This is a genomic window from Pseudonocardia sp. MH-G8, assembly GCF_002262885.1.
In the GTDB taxonomy this organism is placed as follows: Bacteria; Actinomycetota; Actinomycetes; order Mycobacteriales; family Pseudonocardiaceae; genus Pseudonocardia.
Genome location: NZ_NKYF01000001.1, coordinates 1,034,314 through 1,055,309, shown reverse-complemented (window position 1 = coordinate 1,055,309; position 20,996 = coordinate 1,034,314). Strand labels below are relative to the sequence as shown.

The 20,996-nt window shown below is 73.1% G+C and carries 19 protein-coding genes; 6 read left to right on the top strand and 13 right to left on the bottom strand.

The window, feature by feature from the left end; all coding sequences use genetic code 11:
- The first annotated feature begins 608 nt into the window (after nt 1–608).
- Nucleotides 609–1,208: a hypothetical protein gene (locus CFP66_RS05010; protein WP_094921566.1), complete on the top strand. Its 600-nt coding sequence runs from the start codon at nt 609–611 to the stop codon at nt 1,206–1,208.
- Nucleotides 1,209–1,323: 115 nt separating this feature from the next.
- Here the strand turns inward: CFP66_RS05010 and CFP66_RS05005 are convergent, their stop codons facing one another.
- The gene (locus CFP66_RS05005; protein WP_094920670.1) at nt 1,324–1,761 is read right to left on the bottom strand and encodes a PPOX class F420-dependent oxidoreductase; all 438 of its coding nucleotides are present in this window, start codon (nt 1,759–1,761) and stop codon (nt 1,324–1,326) included.
- Between the two features lie 47 nt (nt 1,762–1,808).
- Entirely contained in the window at nt 1,809–2,432 is a 624-nt protein-coding gene (locus tag CFP66_RS05000) for a hemolysin III family protein (protein WP_094921564.1), read from the bottom strand.
- Nucleotides 2,433–2,589: 157 nt separating this feature from the next.
- On the opposite strand from CFP66_RS05000, the gene CFP66_RS04995 reads away from it, so the two are divergent.
- A complete protein-coding gene (locus tag CFP66_RS04995) occupies nt 2,590–3,360 on the top strand; it encodes an isoprenyl transferase (RefSeq protein WP_233159144.1) in 771 nt (256 codons plus the stop codon).
- A gap of 70 nt (nt 3,361–3,430) precedes the next feature.
- On the opposite strand, the gene CFP66_RS04990 is transcribed toward CFP66_RS04995, so the two are convergent.
- Entirely contained in the window at nt 3,431–3,847 is a 417-nt protein-coding gene (locus CFP66_RS04990; RefSeq protein ID WP_094920669.1) for a hypothetical protein, read from the bottom strand.
- An 835-nt stretch (nt 3,848–4,682) separates the two neighbouring features.
- Here CFP66_RS04990 and CFP66_RS04985 point away from each other — a divergent pair.
- Nucleotides 4,683–6,020, top strand: coding sequence for a PhoH family protein (locus CFP66_RS04985; RefSeq protein ID WP_233159143.1), 1,338 nt, complete (start codon nt 4,683–4,685; stop codon nt 6,018–6,020).
- 57 nt (nt 6,021–6,077) lie between these two features.
- Here CFP66_RS04985 and CFP66_RS04980 read toward each other — a convergent pair whose 3' ends face one another.
- The 6 genes from CFP66_RS04980 to CFP66_RS04955 form a co-directional block, all read right to left on the bottom strand.
- Nucleotides 6,078–7,517: a GuaB1 family IMP dehydrogenase-related protein gene (locus CFP66_RS04980; RefSeq protein ID WP_094920667.1), complete on the bottom strand. Its 1,440-nt coding sequence runs from the start codon at nt 7,515–7,517 to the stop codon at nt 6,078–6,080.
- A gap of 20 nt (nt 7,518–7,537) precedes the next feature.
- A complete protein-coding gene (locus CFP66_RS04975; RefSeq protein WP_094920666.1) occupies nt 7,538–8,026 on the bottom strand; it encodes a hypothetical protein in 489 nt (162 codons plus the stop codon).
- A complete protein-coding gene (locus CFP66_RS04970) occupies nt 8,026–9,534 on the bottom strand; it encodes an ATP-dependent DNA ligase (protein ID WP_094920664.1) in 1,509 nt (502 codons plus the stop codon). The genes CFP66_RS04975 and CFP66_RS04970 overlap by 1 nt, the downstream gene beginning before the upstream one ends.
- A 362-nt stretch (nt 9,535–9,896) precedes the next feature.
- Entirely contained in the window at nt 9,897–11,069 is a 1,173-nt protein-coding gene (locus tag CFP66_RS04965; protein ID WP_158228026.1) for an EAL domain-containing protein, read from the bottom strand.
- 438 nt (nt 11,070–11,507) lie between these two features.
- Nucleotides 11,508–12,938, bottom strand: coding sequence for an MFS transporter (locus CFP66_RS04960; protein ID WP_233159142.1), 1,431 nt, complete (start codon nt 12,936–12,938; stop codon nt 11,508–11,510).
- Between the two features lie 58 nt (nt 12,939–12,996).
- Nucleotides 12,997–14,400 (bottom strand): class II fumarate hydratase, encoded by a 1,404-nt coding sequence (locus CFP66_RS04955; RefSeq protein WP_094920661.1) that lies wholly within the window; start codon nt 14,398–14,400, stop codon nt 12,997–12,999.
- A gap of 381 nt (nt 14,401–14,781) precedes the next feature.
- Between CFP66_RS04955 and CFP66_RS48435 the strand changes: the two genes are divergently transcribed.
- Together CFP66_RS48435 and CFP66_RS04945 are read left to right on the top strand one after the other, a co-directional pair.
- Nucleotides 14,782–15,558, top strand: a complete 777-nt coding sequence (locus CFP66_RS48435) for a response regulator transcription factor (RefSeq protein ID WP_198961240.1) — start codon at nt 14,782–14,784, stop codon at nt 15,556–15,558.
- A gap of 79 nt (nt 15,559–15,637) precedes the next feature.
- Nucleotides 15,638–17,032 carry an FAD-binding oxidoreductase gene (locus tag CFP66_RS04945; RefSeq protein WP_094920660.1) on the top strand — a complete coding sequence of 465 codons (1,395 nt, stop codon included), beginning with the start codon at nt 15,638–15,640 and terminating at the stop codon, nt 17,030–17,032.
- A 4-nt stretch (nt 17,033–17,036) separates the two neighbouring features.
- On the opposite strand, the gene glpX is transcribed toward CFP66_RS04945, so the two are convergent.
- Nucleotides 17,037–18,110 (bottom strand): class II fructose-bisphosphatase, encoded by a 1,074-nt coding sequence (glpX, locus tag CFP66_RS04940; RefSeq protein WP_369804973.1) that lies wholly within the window; start codon nt 18,108–18,110, stop codon nt 17,037–17,039.
- 159 nt (nt 18,111–18,269) lie between these two features.
- Here glpX and CFP66_RS04935 point away from each other — a divergent pair, with 159 nt between their 5' ends.
- The gene (locus CFP66_RS04935) at nt 18,270–18,860 is read left to right on the top strand and encodes a DUF4245 domain-containing protein (RefSeq protein ID WP_158228025.1); all 591 of its coding nucleotides are present in this window, start codon (nt 18,270–18,272) and stop codon (nt 18,858–18,860) included.
- A gap of 16 nt (nt 18,861–18,876) precedes the next feature.
- Here the strand turns inward: CFP66_RS04935 and CFP66_RS04930 are convergent, their stop codons facing one another.
- The 3 genes from CFP66_RS04930 to CFP66_RS04920 are packed head-to-tail and all read right to left on the bottom strand — an operon-like array spanning nt 18,877 to nt 20,974.
- On the bottom strand, nt 18,877–19,092 hold the full coding sequence (locus CFP66_RS04930) for an exodeoxyribonuclease VII small subunit (RefSeq protein WP_094920655.1): 216 nt from the start codon (nt 19,090–19,092) through the stop codon (nt 18,877–18,879).
- Nucleotides 19,089–20,369, bottom strand: a complete 1,281-nt coding sequence (gene xseA / locus CFP66_RS04925) for an exodeoxyribonuclease VII large subunit (RefSeq protein WP_094920653.1) — start codon at nt 20,367–20,369, stop codon at nt 19,089–19,091. Before xseA ends, CFP66_RS04930 begins: the two co-directional genes overlap by 4 nt.
- On the bottom strand, nt 20,366–20,974 hold the full coding sequence (locus tag CFP66_RS04920; protein WP_094920651.1) for a lipid droplet-associated protein: 609 nt from the start codon (nt 20,972–20,974) through the stop codon (nt 20,366–20,368). The genes xseA and CFP66_RS04920 overlap by 4 nt, the downstream gene beginning before the upstream one ends.
- Nucleotides 20,975–20,996: the final 22 nt, after the last annotated feature.

The window sequence follows — 20,996 nt, the reverse complement described above, 5'->3', positions numbered from 1 at the left end:
GGTCCTGGGCCCCCGCGAGTTGGAGTGCCACGCCCGCGAGTCGGGCCTCCACAGCCGCGGGTCGTGGTGTCCGGCGCGCGAACTCGGCTACGGGTGTGCGAGTCGCAGGGCAACGACGCGAGTGAGCGACACGCGCCGTTCCTGTGCGGGCGTTGCGAGGCTGGGAGTGGCGGCCGGGGAGCGGTGAGGACGAGTGTCGGGAGCCGTGACACGCGCAACGGGAGCGAGTGCCCGCGCACGGACCGCGACTTGTGGGGGTGGGGTCGCGACTTGCGGGGGTGGGCGCGCGACTTGCGGGGGTGCCGCGGCTCGCGGGGGTGAGCGCCCGACTCGCGAGGGTGAGCGCCCGACTCGCGAGGGTGAGCGCCCGACTCGCGGGGTTGGGGTCGCGGCTCGCGGGGGTGAGCGCCCGACTCGCGAGGGTGAGCGCCCGACTCGCGGGGGTGGGGCCGCGGCTTGCGGGGGTGAGCGCCCGACTCGCGGGGGGTGGAGCGCGACTCGCGGGGGTGGGAGGGATGTTCGCTCAGCGAGAACGGCGAGCGGTGGTGTTTGCGGTGTAATCTCGTAATTACCAACTCAGCGGGAGGTGCGGGATGATGTCCGGACGGATGCATCGCGGGTGGCCAGGTGGCCGAGGGCGCGGACCGGGCCGGGGTGGTTGGCAGCAGGCCGACCTGCCCGGGGCCGACGACGCCGCGGCATGGCTGCAGGGCCGGTTGCCCGACGAGTGGTTCACGGGCGCGCCGGAGGTCACGGTCGACCGCGAGGAGATCCTCATCGTCGGCGAGCTGCCGCCGGTGGAGGGCGAGTTCCCGGACACCGAGACGGGCCGCGCCGACCGTGCGGCCGCGGTGGCCGGGCGCATCTCCCGGTTCCGGGAGAGCACGCGCGAGGAGCGCATCGAGATCGCGCGCCAGGCCGAGCACCGCTACCAGCGCAAGGTGGCGTGGGGCGCACGTATCGGCGACACCGTCGAGCTGTTCACGGTGGCGTCGGTCCCGGTGATGACGCGGCTGCGTCAGCCCGAGCGCATCGTGCTCGACACGCTGGTCGATTCCGGTGTGGCCCGCTCGCGTTCCGACGCGCTGGCCTGGGCCGTCCGCCTGGTCGGACAGCACGCCGACGAGTGGCTCGGCGAGCTGCGCGAGGCCATGGCCCGGGTCGACGAGCTCCGGGCGAAGGGCCCGACCGGCGACCCCGACCAGTGACCCGGTCCACGGGCAGGACTCAGCGTTGTTCGTTCGCTCCGCAAGCGTCGCTCAGCGTTGTCTGTTCGCTCCGCAAGCGTCGCTCAGCGTTGTCTGTTCGCTCCGCAAGCGTCGCTCAGCGGATCTTCTGCCCGTAGACCCGCTCGACCCGCAACGCCATCAGCACGCGTCGGTCGGAGACCATGACGTTGCGGTACTCGTCCCAGTTCGGGTGCTCGCCCGAGGCGGAGCGGTAGTAGCCGACGAGCGCCTCCACCTCGGGCCCGTGCGGGTCGGTGCCCGGGCCCGTCAGCTCGGCGGTGCCGTCGGCGGTGGCCCAGGCCCAGCCGTCCGCACTGGTCACTTCGATCGCGGCGCGCGGGTCCCGTCGCAGGTTCACCGTCTTCGCCCGCCCCTCGGTCATCGAGACGTAGATGACGCCGGCGTCCCGGTCGTAGTACGGCGTGACGGGGGAGAGCTGCGGCCGGCCGTCCGACCGGAGCGTGGCGAGCACACCGAGCCTGGCCTCGGCGAGCAGGGCGTGCGGGTCGAACTCCGTGGCGCTGGTCGTCATGTCCCGGGCAACCGCCGCGGAACCGGGCGCATTCCGCGGGCTGCCCGTCAGAACAGGAGGAGCCAGATCGCCACGTGGTGGCAGATGGCGGCGACCACCGTGGCGGCGTGGAAGAACTCGTGGAACCCGAACGTGGCGGGCCACGGATTCGGCCACCGGGTGGCGTAGAAGACCGCACCCACCGTGTAGATCAGGCCGCCGACGAGCACCAGCACCAGAGCGGCGACGCCGCCGCCCGCGAGCATCGCGGGGATGACGAAGACCGCCAGCCAACCGAGCGCGATGTAGATCGGCACGCCCACCCACGCCGGCGCGTGCGGCCACAGCGTCTTCAGGACGACGCCGGCGGCTGCACCGATCCAGACAACGGTGAGGACCGTGCGCGCGGTGGCGGCGTCCATGGCGAGCGCCGCGATCGGCGTGTAGGTGCCCGCGATGAACAGGAAGATCATCGAGTGGTCGAGCCTGCGCATCACCGTGCGGCTGCGGGGGGTGCGCCAGGTGTGCCGGTGGTAGAGCGCGCTGGTGCCGAACAGCCCCAGGATCGTGACGCTGTAGACGGACGTGGCCAGGGCCGCCGCTCCACCGACGAGCGCGGCCGACACCGCGATCAGGGTGGCGCCGGCCGCGATCGACACTGCGAACGACCAGAAGTGCAGCCACCCGCGCATACGCGGTTTGACCAGCGGTCCGCCGTGCTGGCGGGAATCACGGGTCTCGGCGGTCACCCCTCCAGATTACGGCAAGGCGGCGGTCGCGAGGTGTCGTGTGCGTGAACGCACCTGCTCGCCTGCAACGGCCGGACGCTGCGGCGTACGCTGTCCGGCCGTGGGCGTCCGCGACCTGCTGTATTCGCTGTACGAGCGCAAGCTGAGCCGGGAGCTGCGTCGCGCTCCGGCGCGCCCGAAGCACGTCGCGGTGATGCTCGACGGCAACCGCCGGTGGGCACGTGACGCCGGCTTCGTCGACGTCAACGACGGTCACCGCGCGGGCGCCGCCAAGATCGCCGACTTCCTGGCGTGGTGCGAGGAGGCGCGCGTCGAGGTCGTGACGCTCTGGTTGCTCTCCACCGACAACCTCAAGCGCCCGTCGGAGGAGCTCGAACCGCTCCTGAAGATCATCACGGATGTGGTGGACGAGCTGAGCGGGCCCGCCGGTCGGTGCCGGCTGCGCGTGGTGGGCGCCCTCGAGATGCTGCCCGGCGACATGGCGGACCGGCTCTCGGCGGCGGCGGCCCGCACCCGTGAGCGTTCCGGGGTCGAGCTCAACGTGGCGGTCGGCTACGGCGGCCGCCAGGAGATCGCCGACGCCGTGCGCAAGCTGCTGCTGCAACACGCCGAGACGGGCACCACGATCGAAGAGCTCGCCGAGGTGCTCGATGTCGACCACATCGCCGCGCACCTGTACACGTCCGGCCAGCCCGACCCGGACCTGGTCATCCGCACGTCCGGTGAGCAGCGACTGTCGGGGTTCCTGCTCTGGCAGTCGGCGCACTCGGAGTTCTGGTTCTGCGAGGCCTACTGGCCCGAGTTCCGCCGCGTCGATTTCCTGCGTGCCATGCGCGACTACGCGACCCGACATCGACGGTTCGGCTCCTGATCTTCTCCGCGCACACGGAAACGGCGCCGGACCCGAGGGCCCGGCGCCGTTCCGCGAACGAATCCTGAGATCAGTCGTCGATCTCGGTCTCGTCGCCCGACTCGGCGGCGGCCTTGCAGGAGTCGTCGAGGGTGTTGTCGCCGTCCTCGGTCTCGGCCTCCGCGTCACCCAGCAGACCCAGGCCCAGCGCGCCCGACAGGTCGGCGATGATGTCGGTGTCGTTGAGCGGCACCTGGACACCCAGGACGTTCACCGGCACCTGGTTGTCGCAGACGTTGACCGGAACGGCGATGTTGTTGCCGCCCACGTTGATCAGGCCCTCGCTCGAGTTGTCAACGCCGTTGACGTCCTCGACGTTGGTCTTGTCGTGCCCGTGGTGCCCGTGGTGACCGTCGTGGTCATCCTTGTCGCCAGCGAAGGCGAGCGGGCTCACCGCGAGCAGACCGGCAGCGGCCGCAGCCACGACAATTCCAGCCTTCTTCAGCACAGTTCATCTCCTGTTGAGTGTCCGGAGTCGACCGGAGCCGATCCCATTCAGAGTCAGCGTTTATGACCGGGGAGCCCTCGCTGACTGAGGAAAAGGTAGCGGGCCGACCAGCGCCGGAACAAACCGACTACCACTATCGTGTGAATCGAATACTCTACGTTTAGATACGCCCTCTTTCGGGGGTGCTCCACGCAGCTCCGCGCCGGTCTCGGCGCCACGTTCGCCACGTTCTGTGAGTGCGAATCACCCGGTTGCGCGCGTATCCTTTTTGCTCGAGACGCTGCGTGTTTGGCCGTCTCGTGTCCTGATTGCGGCTGGTTCGTGAACTGCCTGTCGGCGAGCCGTGACGACGAGGGCGCCCGCACCTCGTGGGATCGGGACGGCCACGACGATCTCCCGCGCCGAGCGGCCGAACGAGGGCGAGTGGGCCGGGCTCACCCACGGAGACCGCGACAGACGGTGTCGATCAGACGATGAACGGTAGGCCGTTCTGTTAATTCTGAGGTGATGAGGACCAACTGAGGCGGTGTTGCTGTTGACCGCACCCGGGTGACCGCCGGTAGCGTTCTCATCGGCGGCCCGTACCCGATGCGGACCGCCCGGGAGGCCCTGGTCGTGGTGTCACTTGCACCCGAGGGGGCCGGCACCCGGCCCTCGCGGGCGTGGTCGGCGGCGAGTTCCAGGTCGTCGCAGGCGCCCGGGTCAGGGTCGGCCGGCCCACCGGTGACGTGGGCGCGGTGCCGCGCCCACCTGGGAGCAATCGTCGCCCGCTCACCCGAGGTCGCCAGTTGGTGCTCGGGTTCGCGGACGCGGCGAGCGCTAGCGAGGAGCTTCCGTGACCGACCGTCGTACCGCCCCCGCTTCGCCCACCACCCGCTGCTACGTGCTCGACACCTCGGTACTGCTCTCCGACCCGTGGTCATTGACCCGGTTCGACGAGCACGAGGTCGTCCTGCCGCTCGTGGTGATCTCCGAACTCGAGGGCAAGCGGCACCACTCCGAGCTGGGGTGGTTCGCCCGCACGGCGCTGCGCATGCTCGACGAGCTGCGCATCGAACACGGCCGCCTGGATGCGCCGGTGCCGATCGGCACCGCCGGCGGAACCCTGCACGTCGAGTTGAACCACTCCGATCCGGAGGTGCTGCCCGCAGGATTCCGCACCGATGCGAACGACAGCCGCATCCTGGCCTGTGCCCTCAACCTGGCCGCCGAGCGCAAGCTGGACGGCCGGGGTGATGTCGTGCTGGTCAGCAAGGACATGCCGCTGCGGGTGAAGGCCGCCGCCGTCGGGTTGCAGGCAGACGAGTACCACGCCCTGGACGTGGTGCCGTCGGGCTGGACCGGGATGGCGGACCTGGACGTCGGGAGCGAGGACGTCGACGCGCTCTTCCGGGACGGGGTGATCGACCACGACACTGCGCGCGAGCTCCCGGCGAACACCGGGTTGCGGTTGATCGGAGGCAGCTCGGCGGCGCTCGGGCGGGTCACGGCGGACAAGCGGGTGCGGTTGATCCGCGGCGACCGCGAGGCGTTCGGCCTGCACGGGCGTTCCGCGGAACAGCGCGTGGCGCTGGATCTGCTCCTCGACCCGGAGGTCGGCATCGTCTCGCTGGGCGGACGGGCCGGCACGGGCAAGTCGGCGCTCGCGCTGTGTGCCGGGCTCGAGGCGGTGATGGAGCGCCAGCAGCACCGCAAGGTCGTGGTGTTCCGCCCGCTCTACGCCGTCGGCGGGCAGGAGCTCGGGTACCTGCCCGGCAGCGAGAGCGAGAAGATGGCGCCCTGGGCGCAGGCCGTCTTCGACACGCTCGGCGCGCTGGTGAGCGAGACCGTGCTGGAGGAGGTCATCGCTCGGGGCATGCTGGAGGTGCTGCCGCTCACCCACATCCGTGGGCGCTCGCTGCACGACGCATTCGTGATCGTGGACGAGGCGCAGTCGCTGGAGCGCAACGTGCTGCTCACCGTGCTCTCACGGCTCGGCACGGCCTCGCGCGTGGTGCTCACGCACGACGTCGCGCAGCGCGACAACCTGCGTGTCGGCCGGCACGACGGCATCGCCGCGGTGATCGAGAAGCTGAAGGGCCACCCGCTGTTCGCCCACGTGACACTGACGAGGAGCGAACGCAGCCCGATCGCGGCCCTGGTGACGGAGATGCTGGAGGGTCCCACCGCCTGACCCGCGACGAACGAACGGCACTCTCGTTGCTGGCCGACGAGAGTGCCGTTCGTCGCGTCAGAGGCCGTGCGGGGTGCCCTCGGCGAAGCCTGCCGTCGTCTGGACGCCCACCGCGGCACGGTCGTGCAGCTCGTCCAGCGTGCGGGCACCCGCGTACGTGCACGCGGAGCGGACGCCGGAGCAGATGGCGTCGAGAACGTCCTCGACGCCCGGGCGGGCGGGGTCCAGTAGCTGCTTCGAGCTGGAGATGCCCTCCTCGAACAGCGACTTGCGGGCGCGGTCGAACCCGCCGTCGCCACGGGTGCGGGCGCTGACCGCCCGCTTGGACGCCATGCCGAACGACTCCTTGTACGGGCGCCCGTTCTCGTCGCGCAGCATGTCGCCGGGGGACTCGTAGGTGCCCGCCAGCCAGGAACCGATCATCACCGCGGATGCCCCCGCGGCGAGGGCGAGGGCGACGTCGCGCGGGTGGCGCACCCCGCCGTCGGCCCAGATGCGCGCGCCGTGGTCCCGCCCGGCGGCCGCGCATTCCCGCACGGCGGAGAACTGGGGACGCCCGACACCGGTCATCATCCGCGTGGTGCACATGGCCCCGGGACCGACGCCGACCTTGACGATGTCGGCTCCGGCCGCGGCGAGGTCGCGCACGCCCTCGGCGGTGACCACGTTGCCGGCGACGACCGGCACGCTCGCGCCGGCGTCGGTGACGACCGTGCGCACGGCGCGCAGCGCGTCGAGCATCTTGTCCTGGTGGCCGTGGGCGGTGTCGACGACGAGCACGTCGACCCCCGCCTCGATCAGTGCCTTGGCCGTGACGCCCACGTCGCCGTTGATGCCGACGGCCGCGGCCGTGCGCAGCCGGCCCGCGGCGTCCAGGGTGGGCCGGTAGATCTCGGCGCGCAGCGCGCCGAGCCCGGTGAGCAACCCGGCCAGGCGGCCGTCGCCGTCGAGGCCGAGGGCGACGCGGCGCGGGCCGAGCGACTCGAACACCTCCCGCAGCGGGGTGTCCAGCGGCATGGTCGCCGGTGCCGGGTCGAGCACGTCGCCGAGCCGGGTGAAGCGGTCCACACCGGTGCAGGCGGCCTCGTCGACCGTGCCGACCGGCCGTCCGCTCCCGTCCACGACGACGACCGCCCCGTGTGCGCGCTTGGACAGCAGGTTCAGCGCGTCGGCGACGGCGTCGGCGGGCGTGAGCACCAGGGGCGTGTCCCACACCGGGTGCCGTGACTTGATCCACGCGACGATCTCCGCGACCGCCTCGGGCGCCACGTCCTGCGGCAGCACGGTGAGCGCGCCGCGACGCGCGAGCGTCTCGGCCATGCGGCGCCCGGCCACGGCGGTCATGTTCGCCGCGACGACCGGGACCGTGGCCCCGCAGCCGTCGGCGGTGGTGAGATCGACGTCGAACCGGGAGGCCACCGACGACCTGCCCGGTACGAGGAAGACGTCGTCGTAGGTGAGGTCGTGGTTCGGCTCTTGCCCGTCGAGGAAGCGCACGAGAAGACGATTGTACGCGGTCAGTCGGGAGCTGACCGGGGCAGCGGGTGGACCTGGCGGACCCACTCCGCGCGCAGCACCGGGAGGCACACCTGGACCAGCTCGCGGCCGATCGGCGTGGGCACGTCCCATGCCGTCGGGACGACGCCGGTGGTCCCGAAGAGCTCGGCGAGGTAGTCGTTCCACGCGCCGTAGTCGGTGGCCATCGCGAGCGCGGCGGGCGCGGTGAACTCGATCGTCGCCCAGCCGTGCCGCAACGACTCGCCGACGAGGGACTCGGCATCGGCGACGGTGACGGGGCGACCGCCCCACGCCCACACCGGCGGGCGGCCGCCGGTGGGCACCCCGGCCCGTTCCATCGTGGCGGTCATCGCGCGGTAGCCACGGGCGATCGCGTCGCCGGTGCTGGGGGGCACGTGCTCCCACGAGCCGACCAGCTCACCGTGTGCCTCCAACTCCGCCAGGCGGGTGAGCGGCTGGAACGACCACAGCTCGACGGTGGCGCCCATCAGCCGCGAAGCAGCGCGCGGACGGCGTGGATCGTGTCGGCCTCCGCGGGCGTCTTGTCGGGCCGGTAGCGCAGGACCCGCGCGAAGCGCAGCGCGACGCCACCGGGGTAGCGGGTGCTGCGCTGCGCGCCGTCGAGCTCGATCTCGACCACCAGTTCGGGGCGCAGCAGCACCTCGTGCCCGCGCTCCTCCCGGGCGAGTGCCGGGAAGGTGGCGGTCTGCCAGGCCAGCAGCTCGTCGGTCATGCCCTTGAACGTCTTGCCCACCATGATCGGCTCGCCGCCGTCGGGGTCGCGCGCACCGAGGTGGATGTTGGACAGCGTGCCGGTGCGGCGCCCGTAGCCCCACTCGGCGCCGAGCACGACGAGGTCGAGCGTGTGCACCGGCTTCACCTTCTGCCACGCACGGCCGCGCCGGCCCGCCGCGTACGGCGCGGACAGCGACTTGACCATCACGCCCTCGTGGCCCGCCTCCAGCGCGCCTTCGAGCAGCTCGGCGGCCTCCTCCGGGGTGGGGCGCAACACGCCGGGCATGCGATGGCGACCCACCGCCCGTTCCAGCGCCTCCAACCGGACGTGCAGCGGCTCGTCGAGCAGGTCGGTGCCGTCGAGGTGCAGGCAGTCGAAGAAGAACGGGCGCAGCAGCTCCTCGCCCGCCTCCGAGCCGAAGCGGCTCATCGTCTCCTGGAACGGCCGCGGCCGGCCGTCGTCGGTCAGCGCGAGCGTCTCGCCGTCGAGCACGACCGAGTGGCAGGGCAGCGTGCGTACCAGCTCCACCAGCTCCGGAGCGCTCGACGTGATCTCCCGCAGCGTGCGTGTCCAGATCCGCACCTCGGCGCCCGCGCGGTGCACCTGGATGCGCGCGCCGTCGAGCTTGAACTCGACGCTCGCCTCGGGCGCGAGCTCGTGCAGCGCCGAGTCGAGCGTGGCGGCGGGGGAGGCGAGCATGGGCCGGACCGGCCTGCCCACCTGCAGCGACACGGCCTCCAGTCCGGCGACGCCCTCGGTGAGGGCCAGCCGGGCAGTGGCCGGGAGCCGGCCGGAGAGCATGAAGGCGCGCCGCGCGACGGCGGACGGGACCTGCGCCGCGGCCGCGATCGCCTCCAGCATCACGCCCTCGAGCGCGCCCTGGCGCAGCTCGCCGGTGAGCAGCCGGCGCAGGAACGCCTGCTCCTCGCGGGTGGCGGCGCCGAACAACGCGCCGAGCAGCGCGGCCCGACGGGCGGTGGAGCCGGCACCGGTGGTGGCGGCCAGGGCGTCGAGCGCCTCCTCGACCTCGGCGACCTGCAGCCCGGGCTGCGCCGCCGGCCGGGCGTCGATGGCCGACAGCGTGCGCCACCCGGTGCCCAGCCGGCTCTGCCGCGGCTCCCCGGCGAGCCACGCGGTGGCCGGCTCGACCTCGTGGACCTCGGCCCTGCGCAGCAGCGCGGCGAGCGCGGCCGTCTTCGCCGTGCGGGCGCGGGTGGCCCCGACCGCGGCGGAGGTGGAGACGACGTCGGCGAGCAGCACGGACCCATCGTCGCAGGCTCCACCGACAGGTTCAGGCCTCGACCAGTCAGCCGGAGGCGGCGATCATCAGCGCGAGAAGGACGCCGTGGTCTCCACGGAAGCGCTCAGGTACGACTCGCGGCGATCACCGCGGGCCGACGTGGCCGAGAAGCACACCACGGTCGGCGGCGCCGCCCAGACGTACGGTTCAGAGTGATCACCGGGCGCCGGGTCGCCGGCGGCGAGATCGGTCCGAGGAGCACACCGGCGTCGCCTTGGCAACCTCGAGGTACGGCTCGCGCCGGGTACCGGCAGTTGATCGGGCCCAGGGGTACACCAGCGTCGGCCGCACCGTGCTGGTGTGCGTCTCGGAACGGTCGACGTCAGGCTGCGGTCGTGACGCCCGTCGCCTCCTGCAGCAGGTCGGTGACGCGGACGATGCCGGCGCAGGCGCGGGCGTCGTCGAGCAGGACCAGGTCGTCGTAGCTGCGTTCGCGGTCGCCCGAGAGGCAGAACTGCAGCGCGCTGCGCACGTCGGTGCGGGCGGGGATGGTCCGCGGCGGCTCGGCCAGAGCGCGTGCGGGACGGTTGGCGTAGAGGGCGCGGCCGAACGGGCCGGAGATCGCGAGCATGAAACGGTTGCGGTCGAGGAAGCCGGTCGGGCGGCCTGCGGTGTCGAGCAGGACGACGCTGCCGGCCTGGGGGTGGTCACCCAGCGCCTGCCGCACGCTCTCCGCGGCCACGTTCTCCGGGAGGCTCACCGCCGCCTGCGCGAGGCCGGCCACCGGCGGTGGCGGGGGTGGCCCCTGAGGAGCGGGCGCCGCGGTGCGCATCCGGGGCATCAGGTCGAGCGGCAACAGGATGCCGGCCGTGGACGGGCGCCGTCGCGGCTCGGCGAGCAGGGGACCCTGGGCCCACGCGATGCCGAGGTCGCGCACCGCGGTGAGCTGGTCGGGGGTGGAGACGCCGGCCGCGGCGACCCGGACGCCCACGGCGCGGCAGACCTCGAGGAGCGCCTGGGCCACGATGCGGGCGCGCTGCTCGTGCGGCAACCGCGCCACCACGCCCGCGTCGAGCTTGACCAGGTCGGGCGCCAGCTCGGCGATCAGGTCGAGGCCGAACCCGCGAGCGGCGCCGTCCAGGCCGATGCCGAATCCGTCGGCCCGCAGCTCGGAGATGCCCTCGGCGAGCGCATCGGGCGGCGCGGCCGACAGCGCGGGGTTGATCTCGAGCAGCATCGGCGGCGCCGGGCGGTCGGCGTCCCGGGCGAGCAGCGAGCCGCGCAGCTGGGTGATCCGCCGTCGCGCGACGACGACGGTGTCGGCGAGCAGGTCGACGTGCAGCGGCACGGTGGCGTCGTAGCCGGTGCCGTGCAGCACGGACGCGATGGCGATCCCGGAGTCGAACTCGGCGAGCTGCCGCGTACCCCAGACCGCGTTGCGCGCGACGTGCTCGGCCTGGTCGCGCGCCTGGCAACGGACGATCTCCAGCCCCACGGGCCGGCCGTTGGCGAGGTTCAGCAGCGGCTCGAAAGCGAAACGGCCGTAGTCACTCATCGTGCGCTCCTTCCACCGCGGGCATCGCGATGCAACCACGGTCGGCCGCGTCGGACGGTGAACGATGGGTGAACCTTCACGCACTGCGATCGGCGTTACGCCTGTTCGGAGCAGTGCAGGTGCGTCCGAGGGCGAAAAGGGCGCTGCTCGCGGGCAACCGCTCGGCCGCCAGTCGCCCACTTCTTTCCTGCAACGCCCACCCATCCCTTCTCCGCCCACCCGTCGACGGGGTGCGCCGGGCGAATCAGGGGGTGTGACCGGAAACAGGGTGCGCGAGCAACCCGGCCCCGGCGCCGCTCCTCCCCGTGGCACTGCCTCGTGGGGCGGGTTGCGGTGGGCGAGCCGGGAACGGCGCGCCCACAGGAAACGGTTGCGTGCCGCGGAACGCAGGCGACGCGGGAGGAGTACGTCACCGCGCTCGCGCGCCGATGGCTTCCGTCACCACCGCCCGCGGTGGTTCGGGACCCGCGCCGCGACCACCAGCGCCACCACCGTGACGCCGGCGAGCGCGGCGAACGCGATGGCGTTGGCGGCGCCCGGGTCGGCGCTCGCGGACGTGACGGCAGTGGTCACCGAGACCGCGAGGATGGCCCCGGTCTGGCGGAACATCGTCCGCAGGCCCGACGCGGCGGAGGCCTGGTCGGGCACCAGGTGCATGCCGGCGTTGTTGGTGGCGGGAGCGGCGACGCCCATGCCGAGACCCATCACCGCCGCGGAGATGAACAGCCAGGCCTCGGGGGACATGCCGACCGGTGGGAGCGCCGTCAGCGTCAGCCCGGCGGCGACCGTGCCCATCCCGACGATCAGCAGCGGCCGGTGGCCCAGCCGGCGCAGCAGCGCCACCGCGATCCACGACGTGCTGATCATGCCGATGGCCCGCGCCGTGAGCAGCGCCCCGGCCGCGATCGGCACGATGCCGTAGCGGACCTGGGCGTAGTGCGGCACGAGCGCGGAGAAGCCGATGGCGGCCGCGCCGAACAGCACGTTGGCCAGGTTGATCGCGCCCAGGTGCTTGCCGGCGAGCAGTTGCAGCGGCACCACCGGGTGCGGGTGGCGGGTGATGTGGCGCAGGAACAGCGCCGCGGCCCCGGCGCTGAACACGGCCGGGACGGCCACCGCCAGCAGTCCGACCCAGCCGCTGGTGACCGAGCCGATGCCGGTGATCGCCACCATGCCGGAGACCAGCAGCACCAGCATCAGGGCGATGCCGCCGAAGTCGACCGGGCCCGGGCGGGACCGGGGCAGCTCCCGGATCAGCAGCGAGCCGAGCACCAGCAGCGCGACCCCGACCGGCAGGTTGACCAGGAAGATCGCCCGCCACGAGAACACCGTGAGCAGCACGCCGCCCAGCAGCGGGCCGAGGATCGCCCCGATCGGGAAGACGCTGGAGAACAGGGCGATCGCGCGGTCGCGGTCCCGCCCGAACTGCGCGGCGACGATCGCGGTGGCCGAGGGCAGCAGGGCGCCGCCCGCGAGTCCTTCCAGGAACCGGCACACGATCAGCTGGCCGAGGTTGGCCGACAGCCCGCACAGCAGCGAGATCACGGTGAACACCGCGATCGCACCGAGGAAGAGCCGCCGCGCCCCGAACTGGTCGCTGAGCCGGCCGGCCAGCGGCAGCGCCAGGATCTGGCCGACGGAATAGATCGTGATCGTCCAGCCGGTCCAGGCCAGGTCGGCGCCGAGGTCCTCCTGCAGTGTCGACAGCGCGGTGGCCACCGACGTCTGGTCGAGAGCGATCATCAAGAACGCGACCCCGACGACGGCGAAGACGATCCACCGTCGCGGGTCGGGCTCGTCACCGGCCGGCGGAACGGCGGTCGGAACGTGATCGTCAGGAATGTGGTTGTCGGCGGCAGACCTGCGCACCTGGGGCACCCTCCCTCAGAGGATCCCCAGAATACTTACCTTTCGACAAGCAACCAAATCAGGGCTTGCTGCCCCGGGCCATCGCCAGCACGTCGAGGGCCGCGTCGAGCTGCTCGAGGGTGAGCTTCCCGGCGTCCACGTGGCCGCGCTCCAGCACGACCTCGCGGATCGTCCTGCGCTCCTTGAGCGACTGCTTCGCGATCGACGCCGCCTCTTCGTAGCCGAGGTAGCGGTTGAGCGGCGTGACGATCGAGGGCGAGGACTCGGCGAGCTCGCGGGCCCGCTCGACGTCGGCCTCGATGCCGTCCACGACCTTGTCCGCGAGCACGCGCGCGGCAGCGGCGAGCAGCCGGGCCGACTCGAGCAGGTTGCGCGCCATCACCGGCATCATCACGTTCAGCTCCAGGTTGCCCTGGCTGCCCGCGAACCCGACCGTGGCGTCGTTGCCGATCACCTGGGTGGCCACCATCATCGTGGCCTCGCAGATCACCGGGTTGACTTTCCCGGGCATGATCGAGCTACCCGGCTGCAGGTCGGGCAGGCGCAGCTCGGCCAGGCCGGTGCGCGGGCCGGAGCCCAGCCAGCGGATGTCGTTGGCGACCTTGAACAGGGAGACCGCGACGGTGCGCAGGGCGCCCGAGGCCTCGACGAGCCCGTCGCGCGCGCCCTGGGCCTCGATGTGGTCCTCGGCCTCGGTGAGCAACGCGAGGCCGGTGCTGCGCCGCAGCTCCTCGACCACACCCGAGGCGAACCCGTCGGGCGCGTTGAGCCCGGTGCCGACGGCCGTGCCGCCGATCGGGAGCTGCGCCAGCCGGGGCAGGGCCCCGCGGATCCGCTCGGCGCCGTACTCCATCTGCGTGGCCCAGCCACCGGCCTCCTGGCCGAGGGTGATCGGCACCGCGTCCATCAGGTGCGTACGCCCGGCCTTGACGACCTCGGCCCAGTCCTGAGCCCGGCGGCGCAGCGCCGCGGCGAGGTGCTCCAGTGCATCGACGACATCGCCCGCGAGGGCCTCGGTGGCGGCGACGTGGATCGTGGTCGGGAAGACGTCGTTCGACGACTGCGACGCGTTGACGTGGTCGTTCGGGTGCACCTCGACGCCGGCGCGGGCGGCGATCGAGGCGATCACCTCGTTGGCGTTCATGTTCGAGCTCGTGCCGGACCCGGTCTGGAACACGTCGACGGGGAAGTGCCCGTCGTGCAGGCCCGCGGCCACCTCGTCGGCGGCGGCGGCGATCGCGTCGGCGAGCTCGGCGGGGAGCACCCCGATCTGCTTGTTCACCCGTGCGGCCGCCCCCTTGACGAGCCCGAGCGCGCGGATCTGGGCGCGTTCGAGCCCGCGCCCGGAGATCGGGAAGTTCTCGACGGCGCGTTGGGTCTGGGCGCGCCAGAGGGCATCGACGGGCACCCTGACCTCGCCCATCGTGTCGTGCTCGATCCGGAACGCGTCGTCGGTGGCCATGCACCCCAGTGTTCTCCGGCGACCCGCCCCGCGCAGCAACGGGTGGCCGCGGCCACGTCCTACGCAGATGTGCGTATCCCGCCGCGCCACCGAGCGGACCATGATCTGCTCGTGCCGATCCCGAGCCCCCGCCACCGGAGGCGTCGGCCTGCGGAGACGGGAGGCGGGGGCGGCACGGGCACGGTCGCCGGACCGGACGGCGGACCCGGGGAGGGGAGCGCTGCCGGGCACGCCGCCGGTCCGGCGACACCGTGGAGTTCGGCAGCACCGTGCTGCGGACACGCGGCGCCGCGGTGCTGGTGCCCTGCGGCGTGCGTGCTCCGCGCGGGTGAGAGCGCCCGGAGGGGTTAACGTCCTGCCGCCCGCGGCGAGGGTCCCTCCATGGACCGCGCGACCCGTGAGCGGGAGTGGCTGGACCTGGTGGCCGATCTGCTGTCGGCGCCGCTCATCGAGCTGCCGGAGGACCGGATCACCGCGCAGCTGCAGGACTCCTTCGGGCTGGTGGGCACCGCCTACCACTTCCGCGAGCCCGGCCGCCTCGCCGTCCAGCGGATGTGGCCGCGCGACGAGCAGTTCGGGGGCCACCGGGCCGAGATCGACCACTGGGGCGTGCACCACGCCCCCACGCAGCACCCGATCCTGCGCTACTACCTCGCCACCGCCGACTGGCGCGCGATCCAGGTGCAGGAGGTGCCCGAGCCGTTCGCGGACCCGACCCTCATGGGGAGTTGGCGCGAGGTGGCGGCGCCGTGGGGCTCGCAGTCGCAACTGGCGTTGCCGGTGCACGTCGGCGTCGGTAGCCACCGGGCCTTCGTGATGGGGCGCACGGACCCGTTCACGCCCGACGAGATGCGCATGGCGGGATGCCTGCAGCACCTGCTGCGCAGCCTGGACCGGCAGGTCGCGGAGTTCCGCAAGCGGTGCGACGGCGCCGTCGCCCGCGACGTCGCCACCAGCCTGCACCTGACGCCGCGCGAGCTCGCCGTCCTCGCCCAGCTCGCCGACGGCCTCACCGCGGGAGCGATCGGCCGCCGGCTGCTGATCACCGAGCGCACGGTCCACAAGCACCTCGAACGCGTCTACGCCAAGCTCGGCGTCCGCGACCGGCTGGGCGCGGTGCTCCGGGCGCAGCGGCTGGGCCTGCTCGACCGGCGGTAGCCCCGTACGCAGATCTGCGTATGGGCGCGGTCGCGTCGGCCTCCTACCGTCGCACGCCCGAGGGGTAAGGAGACCGGCGATGACCTCGATGCTGAGCGAGTTCGACGAGCTGCGCGCCACGATGGCCGGAGCGGTGGTCGGCCCCGGTGACCAGGGCTACGACGAGGTGCGGCGGGTCTGGAACGCGGCGATCGACCGCACTCCGGCCGCCGTTGCGCGCTGCACGAGCACGGCCGACGTCTGCGCCGCGGTCGCCTTCGGCCGCGAGCGGGGCCTGGAGATCGCGGTGCGCGGCGGGGCCCACAACCCGGCCGGTACCGCGGTCGTGGACGGCGGTCTCATGATCGACCTGAGCCTGCTCGACCGCGTGGACGTCGACCCCCGGACCCGGCGTGCACGAGTCGGCGGAGGTGCCACCCTCGCCCAGCTCGACGCGGCCGCGCAGGAGCACGGCCTCGCCGCGCCCGCCGGGATGGTCAGTCACACCGGCGTCGCGGGGCTCACCCTCGGCGGCGGGATGGGCTGGCTGACCCGCAGGCACGGTCTGGCCGTCGACAACCTGGTGTCGGTGCAGGTCGTCACCGCCGACGGGCGAGCGCTGCGTGCCGCCGAGGACGAGAACGCCGACCTCTTCTGGGCGGTCCGGGGTGGCGGTGGCAACTTCGGCGTCGTCACCGAGTTCGAGTTCCGGCTGCACGAGGTCGGGCCCATCGTGCAGGTGGGCATGCTGTTCTTCGGGCTCGACCGGTGCGGCGACGCCCTCCGGGCGGCCCGCGACACGGTGCCCGCACTCTCCCGGGACATCAACGTCCTGATCGCCGGGGTGCACGCGCCACCAGCGCCGTTCGTGCCCGAGGAGCACCGGCTGCGGCCCGGGGTTGCGCTCGTCGTCGTCGGGTTCGGCTCGGCGCGTGAGCATGCCGACGCGCTGGACCGGCTGCGCTCCGCGGTGCCCCCGCTGTTCGAGATGGCCACACCGATGCCCTACGTCGCGCTGCAGCAGATGTTCGACGAGGGCAACGCGTGGGGGTTCCACTGCTACGAGAAGGGCACCTACGTCGGCGAGCTCACCGACGAGGTGATCGACGTGATCGCCGAGCACCTGCCGCGCAAGGTGTCCCCGCTGTCGGTGCTGATGATCTACCGGCTGGACGGGGCGTTCTCCGAGACCGCCGACGAGGCCACCGCGTTCGGCGGCAGCCGCGCCCCGCAGTACCAGGCGTTCATCGTCGGCCTCGCGCCCTCGCCCGAGGCCCTCGACGGCGAACGCAGGTGGGTCCGCGAGCTGTGGGCGGCACTGCAACCGCACACCGGTGATGAGGTGGGCTACCTCAACGGGCTGATCGAGTTCGACGATGAGCGCGTTCGGGCCATCTACGGCCCGAAGTACGACCGCCTCGCCGGGATCAAGGCCGTCTACGACCCGACCAACCTGTTCCACCGCAACGCGAACATCCGGCCGGCCGCACGCTGAGGCCTTACGGCAGGGGTGGCGCCGAGTGCTCGACCGCGTCGAGCTCCTCGTCGGACAGGTCGAAGTTCACCGAGGAGTACTCGCGCAGCTTCGTCAGCCGGTGGGAACCGTCGATCATGCGCACGGTGCCGGACTTCGAGCGCATGACGATCGACTGCGTGGTGCAGCCGCCCGCCCAGTACCGCACGCCCTGCAGCAGGTCGCCGTCGGTGACGCCGGTGGCGCAGAAGAAGACGTTGTCGCCGCGGACCAGCTCGTCCGTGGTCAGCACGCGGTCGAGGTCGTGGCCCGCGGCGATCGCCTTCGCCCGCTCGTCGTCGTCGCGGGGCCACAGCCGCCCCTGGATCGCGCCGCCCATGCACTTCAGCGCGGCCGCGCTGATGATGCCTTCGGGGGTGCCGCCGATGCCGACCAGCAGGTCGATGCCGGTGTGCGCGCGGGCGGCGGAGATCGAGCCCGCGACGTCGCCGTCGGAGATGAACTGGATGCGGGCGCCGGTGCCGCGGATGTCCTTGACCAGGGACTCGTGCCGCGGCCGGTCGAGCACGCACACCGTGACGTCGCTGACGTCGAGGTGCTTGGCCCGCGCGACGCGGCGGATGTTCTCGCCGATCGGCGCCGTGATGTCGATGACGTCGGCCGCCTCCGGCCCGACGGCGAGCTTCTCCATGTAGAACACGGCCGACGGGTCGAACATGGCACCCCGCTCGGCCACCGCGAGCACCGCGACGGATCCGGGCATGCCCTTGGCCATCAGCGTGGTGCCGTCGATCGGGTCGACGGCGACGTCGCACTCCGGGCCTTCGCCGTCGCCGACGTGCTCGCCGTTGAACAGCATGGGCGCCTCGTCCTTCTCGCCCTCGCCGATCACGACGACCCCGCGCATCTTCACGGTGCCGATGAGCTGGCGCATGGCGTCGACGGCCGCGCCGTCCCCGCCGTTCTTGTCCCCGCGCCCGACCCAGCGCCCCGCGGCCATCGCCGCGGCCTCGGTGACGCGGACCAGCTCCATCGCCAAGTTGCGGTCCGGCGCCTCCCGGCGGCGCTCGCGCGGGACGCCCCCGTCCTCGGATGTGATCATCTCAGGCCTCCTTCTGCCGTGGCGGCGGCCGGTCGATCCTCGCAGACCAGGGCCGTTCGCGGCGGGTGCGGACCGTCGCTTGAGACCATCGGCACGTCCTGTCACCGCGTCCTGCCACCGCGCGTCCTGTCACCGCGGCCTGGGACCATGGGCGTCGTGAGTTCCGAACCCGATCCGCTGTCGAAGCCGCCGCGCTCGGCCCTGACCGGTCGCCACATGGTCGCCGCGCTCGCCGTGCTGGTGCTGGTGGTCCTCGTGGCGGGCGGTGTGACGCGTTCCTGCACCTTCGCGCCCACCGGGCCCACCGTCGACTCCTCCCGGCTCCCGGTGGTCGACGCGCCCGCGGAGCTGGCCCGCCTCGCCCCGGGACTGCAGTTCCCGGTGCGGGTCCCGGCGGTGCCCGCGGGCTGGCGGGCCAACGCGGTCGACAGTGCCCCCGTCCCCGACGGGGGACAGGCGGTGCGTACCGGGTACCTCACCGCGGACGGGCGCTACCTGCGGCTGGTGCAGAGCGACGCCTCCGAGGAGGCCCTGCTGACGGCGGAGGCGGGAGCCGGGCCCGTGACGGCGCAGGGCGTCGTCGACATCGACGGACAGCGCTGGGTGGCCTACGTCGGCGAGCGCGGGGAACAGATCTGGATCACCGAGCTGGCACCGGCGCGGCTGCTGATCACCGGGAGCGGCAGCGAGGCGGACTTCCGCACGCTGGCCGCGTCGGTGGCGGCGGGGGAGCCGGCGGGCGCGTAGCCGGCGGCGGTTCGCGTCAGCCCGGCTCCGCCTCGCCGAGCACCTTCTCGACGCGCTCCCGCGCCCCGGCCAGCTGCTCCTCGCAGCGGCGGGCGAGCGCCTCGCCGCGCTCCCACAGCGCGACCGACTCGTCGAGGCCGAGACCGCCCGCCTCCAGGGTGCGCACCACCTCGGTGAGCTCGTCGCGGGCCTGCTCGTAGCCCAGCCCTTCGACGGCAGGGCGTTCGCTCATGGTGTGGTTGCTCCCGTCGTCTTCTTCGCCCGCGTGCCGTTGCGCTTCGCGGCGGGCTTCTTCCCCTCGCCGACGGACGCGGCTACGGCGCCGTCGGCCACGCGGATCCGCAGCCGGTCGCCGGGCCCGACCTCGGCGGCCGAGCGCAGCACCGGGAGCGGGTCGTCGCCGGTGTCGCGTTGCACGATGGCGTACCCGCGGGCCAGGGTCGCGGCCGGCCCGAGGGTGGACAGGCGCGCCCGTACGTGCTCGAGGTCGTGGCCGCGCCGGTCCAATCCGCGCACCAGGCAGCTGCGAACGGCTCCACGCAGCCGCTCGACCTCGACCGCTCGCGCGTCCAGCGCCCGCAGCGGGTCGGCCAGCACAGGGCGGCCGCGCAACGCTGTGAGCAGCCGCTCCTCGCGGTCGACCCAGCCCGACAGGGCCCGCCGGGCGCGGTCGCGCAGCCCGGCGATGCGCGCGGTCTCCTCGGCGAGGTCGGGCACCAGGCGGCGGCCGGCCTCGGTGGGTGTGGAGCAGCGGACGTCCGCGACGTGGTCGACCAGCGGGGTGTCGGGCTCGTGCCCGATCGCCGACACCACCGGCGTGCGGCAGTCGGCGACGGCGCGGCAGAGCGTCTCGTCGGAGAACGGCAGGAGGTCCTCGACGCTGCCGCCCCCGCGGGCCAGCACGATCACGTCGACGTCCGGGTCGCGGTCGAGCGCGCCGAGCGCGTCGAGGATCTGCGGCACGGCCAGCGCGCCTTGCACGGCGACCGGCTCGATCCGGAAGCGGACGGCGGGCCAGCGGGCCTGCGCGTTGGTGACGACATCGTGCTCGGCGGCGGACGCCCGGCCGGTGACCAGCCCGATGCAGCCGGGCAGGAACGGTGGGCGGCGCTTGCGCGCGGCGTCGAACAGGCCCTCGGCGGCGAGGAGCCGGCGCAGTCGCTCGATGCGGGCCAGCAGCTCACCGATGCCGACGGCGCGGATGTCGTCGACGCGCAGGGAGAGCGTGCCGCGGCCCAGGAAGAACGAGGGCTTGCCGTGCACCACCACGCGGTTGCCCTCGGCCACCGCCGGGCCGCCGCCGTGCACCAGCCCGATCGGCGCGGTGAGCTGCAGCGACACGTCGGCCGCGGGATCGCGCAGCACGAGGAAGGCGGTTCCGGTGCCCGCGCGCGCGGTGACCTGCGCGAGCTGTCCCTCCACCCACACCGCTCCGAGCCGGTCGACCCATTCGGCGATCTTGCGGGCGACCGTGCGCACCGGCCAGGGCTGCTCGGGGGAGGTGCTCACCCTTCCGTGACCGTGGTGATCCGGTTGGAGAGCATCGTGACGAACGGCGGGCGGTTCCCGTGCGCCGTCTCCCACTCCAGCAGGGTGTGCAGCTCGTCGGCGGACAGGAAACGCAGGCGTCCGCGCAGCTGCGGGATCGTCATGGTCGCGTATCCCGGCAGCACGTTCGGCCCGGAGGCGTCAGGCTCCCCGGTCGGCGCCGGCCCGCCGGCGGTCTCGTCCGTCGCGGTGGCCTCGGCGCCGGTCTCCACGGCCGTGTCCACATCGGCGTCGGCGGGCGTCTCGGACCGCGGCTCCCGGGGCGGCCGCAGCTCGGTGACGGTGCTCGCACCGTTGTTCCTGCCGCCGGCGAGGGGCTCCTCGTCCTCGTCGTCGAAGGTGGCCCAGCTGGGCCGCTCCTCGACGGGGCGCAGCGCGCCGAGCGCCTGATCTCCCTTGATCGCCAGCTCCGTGACCTTCTGCTGCATCCGCATGGACGCCTGCAAGGCCTGGCTGACGGCGGTGACGGGGAACTCGACGGCGAGGCGCGGCAGGTCCCGGGCCTGCTCCACGGCGGACGCGACGAGGCCGGCGGCGACGCGGACCGGCAGCGGCAGCGGACTCATGGGTCACAGTCTCCCCTGCGGG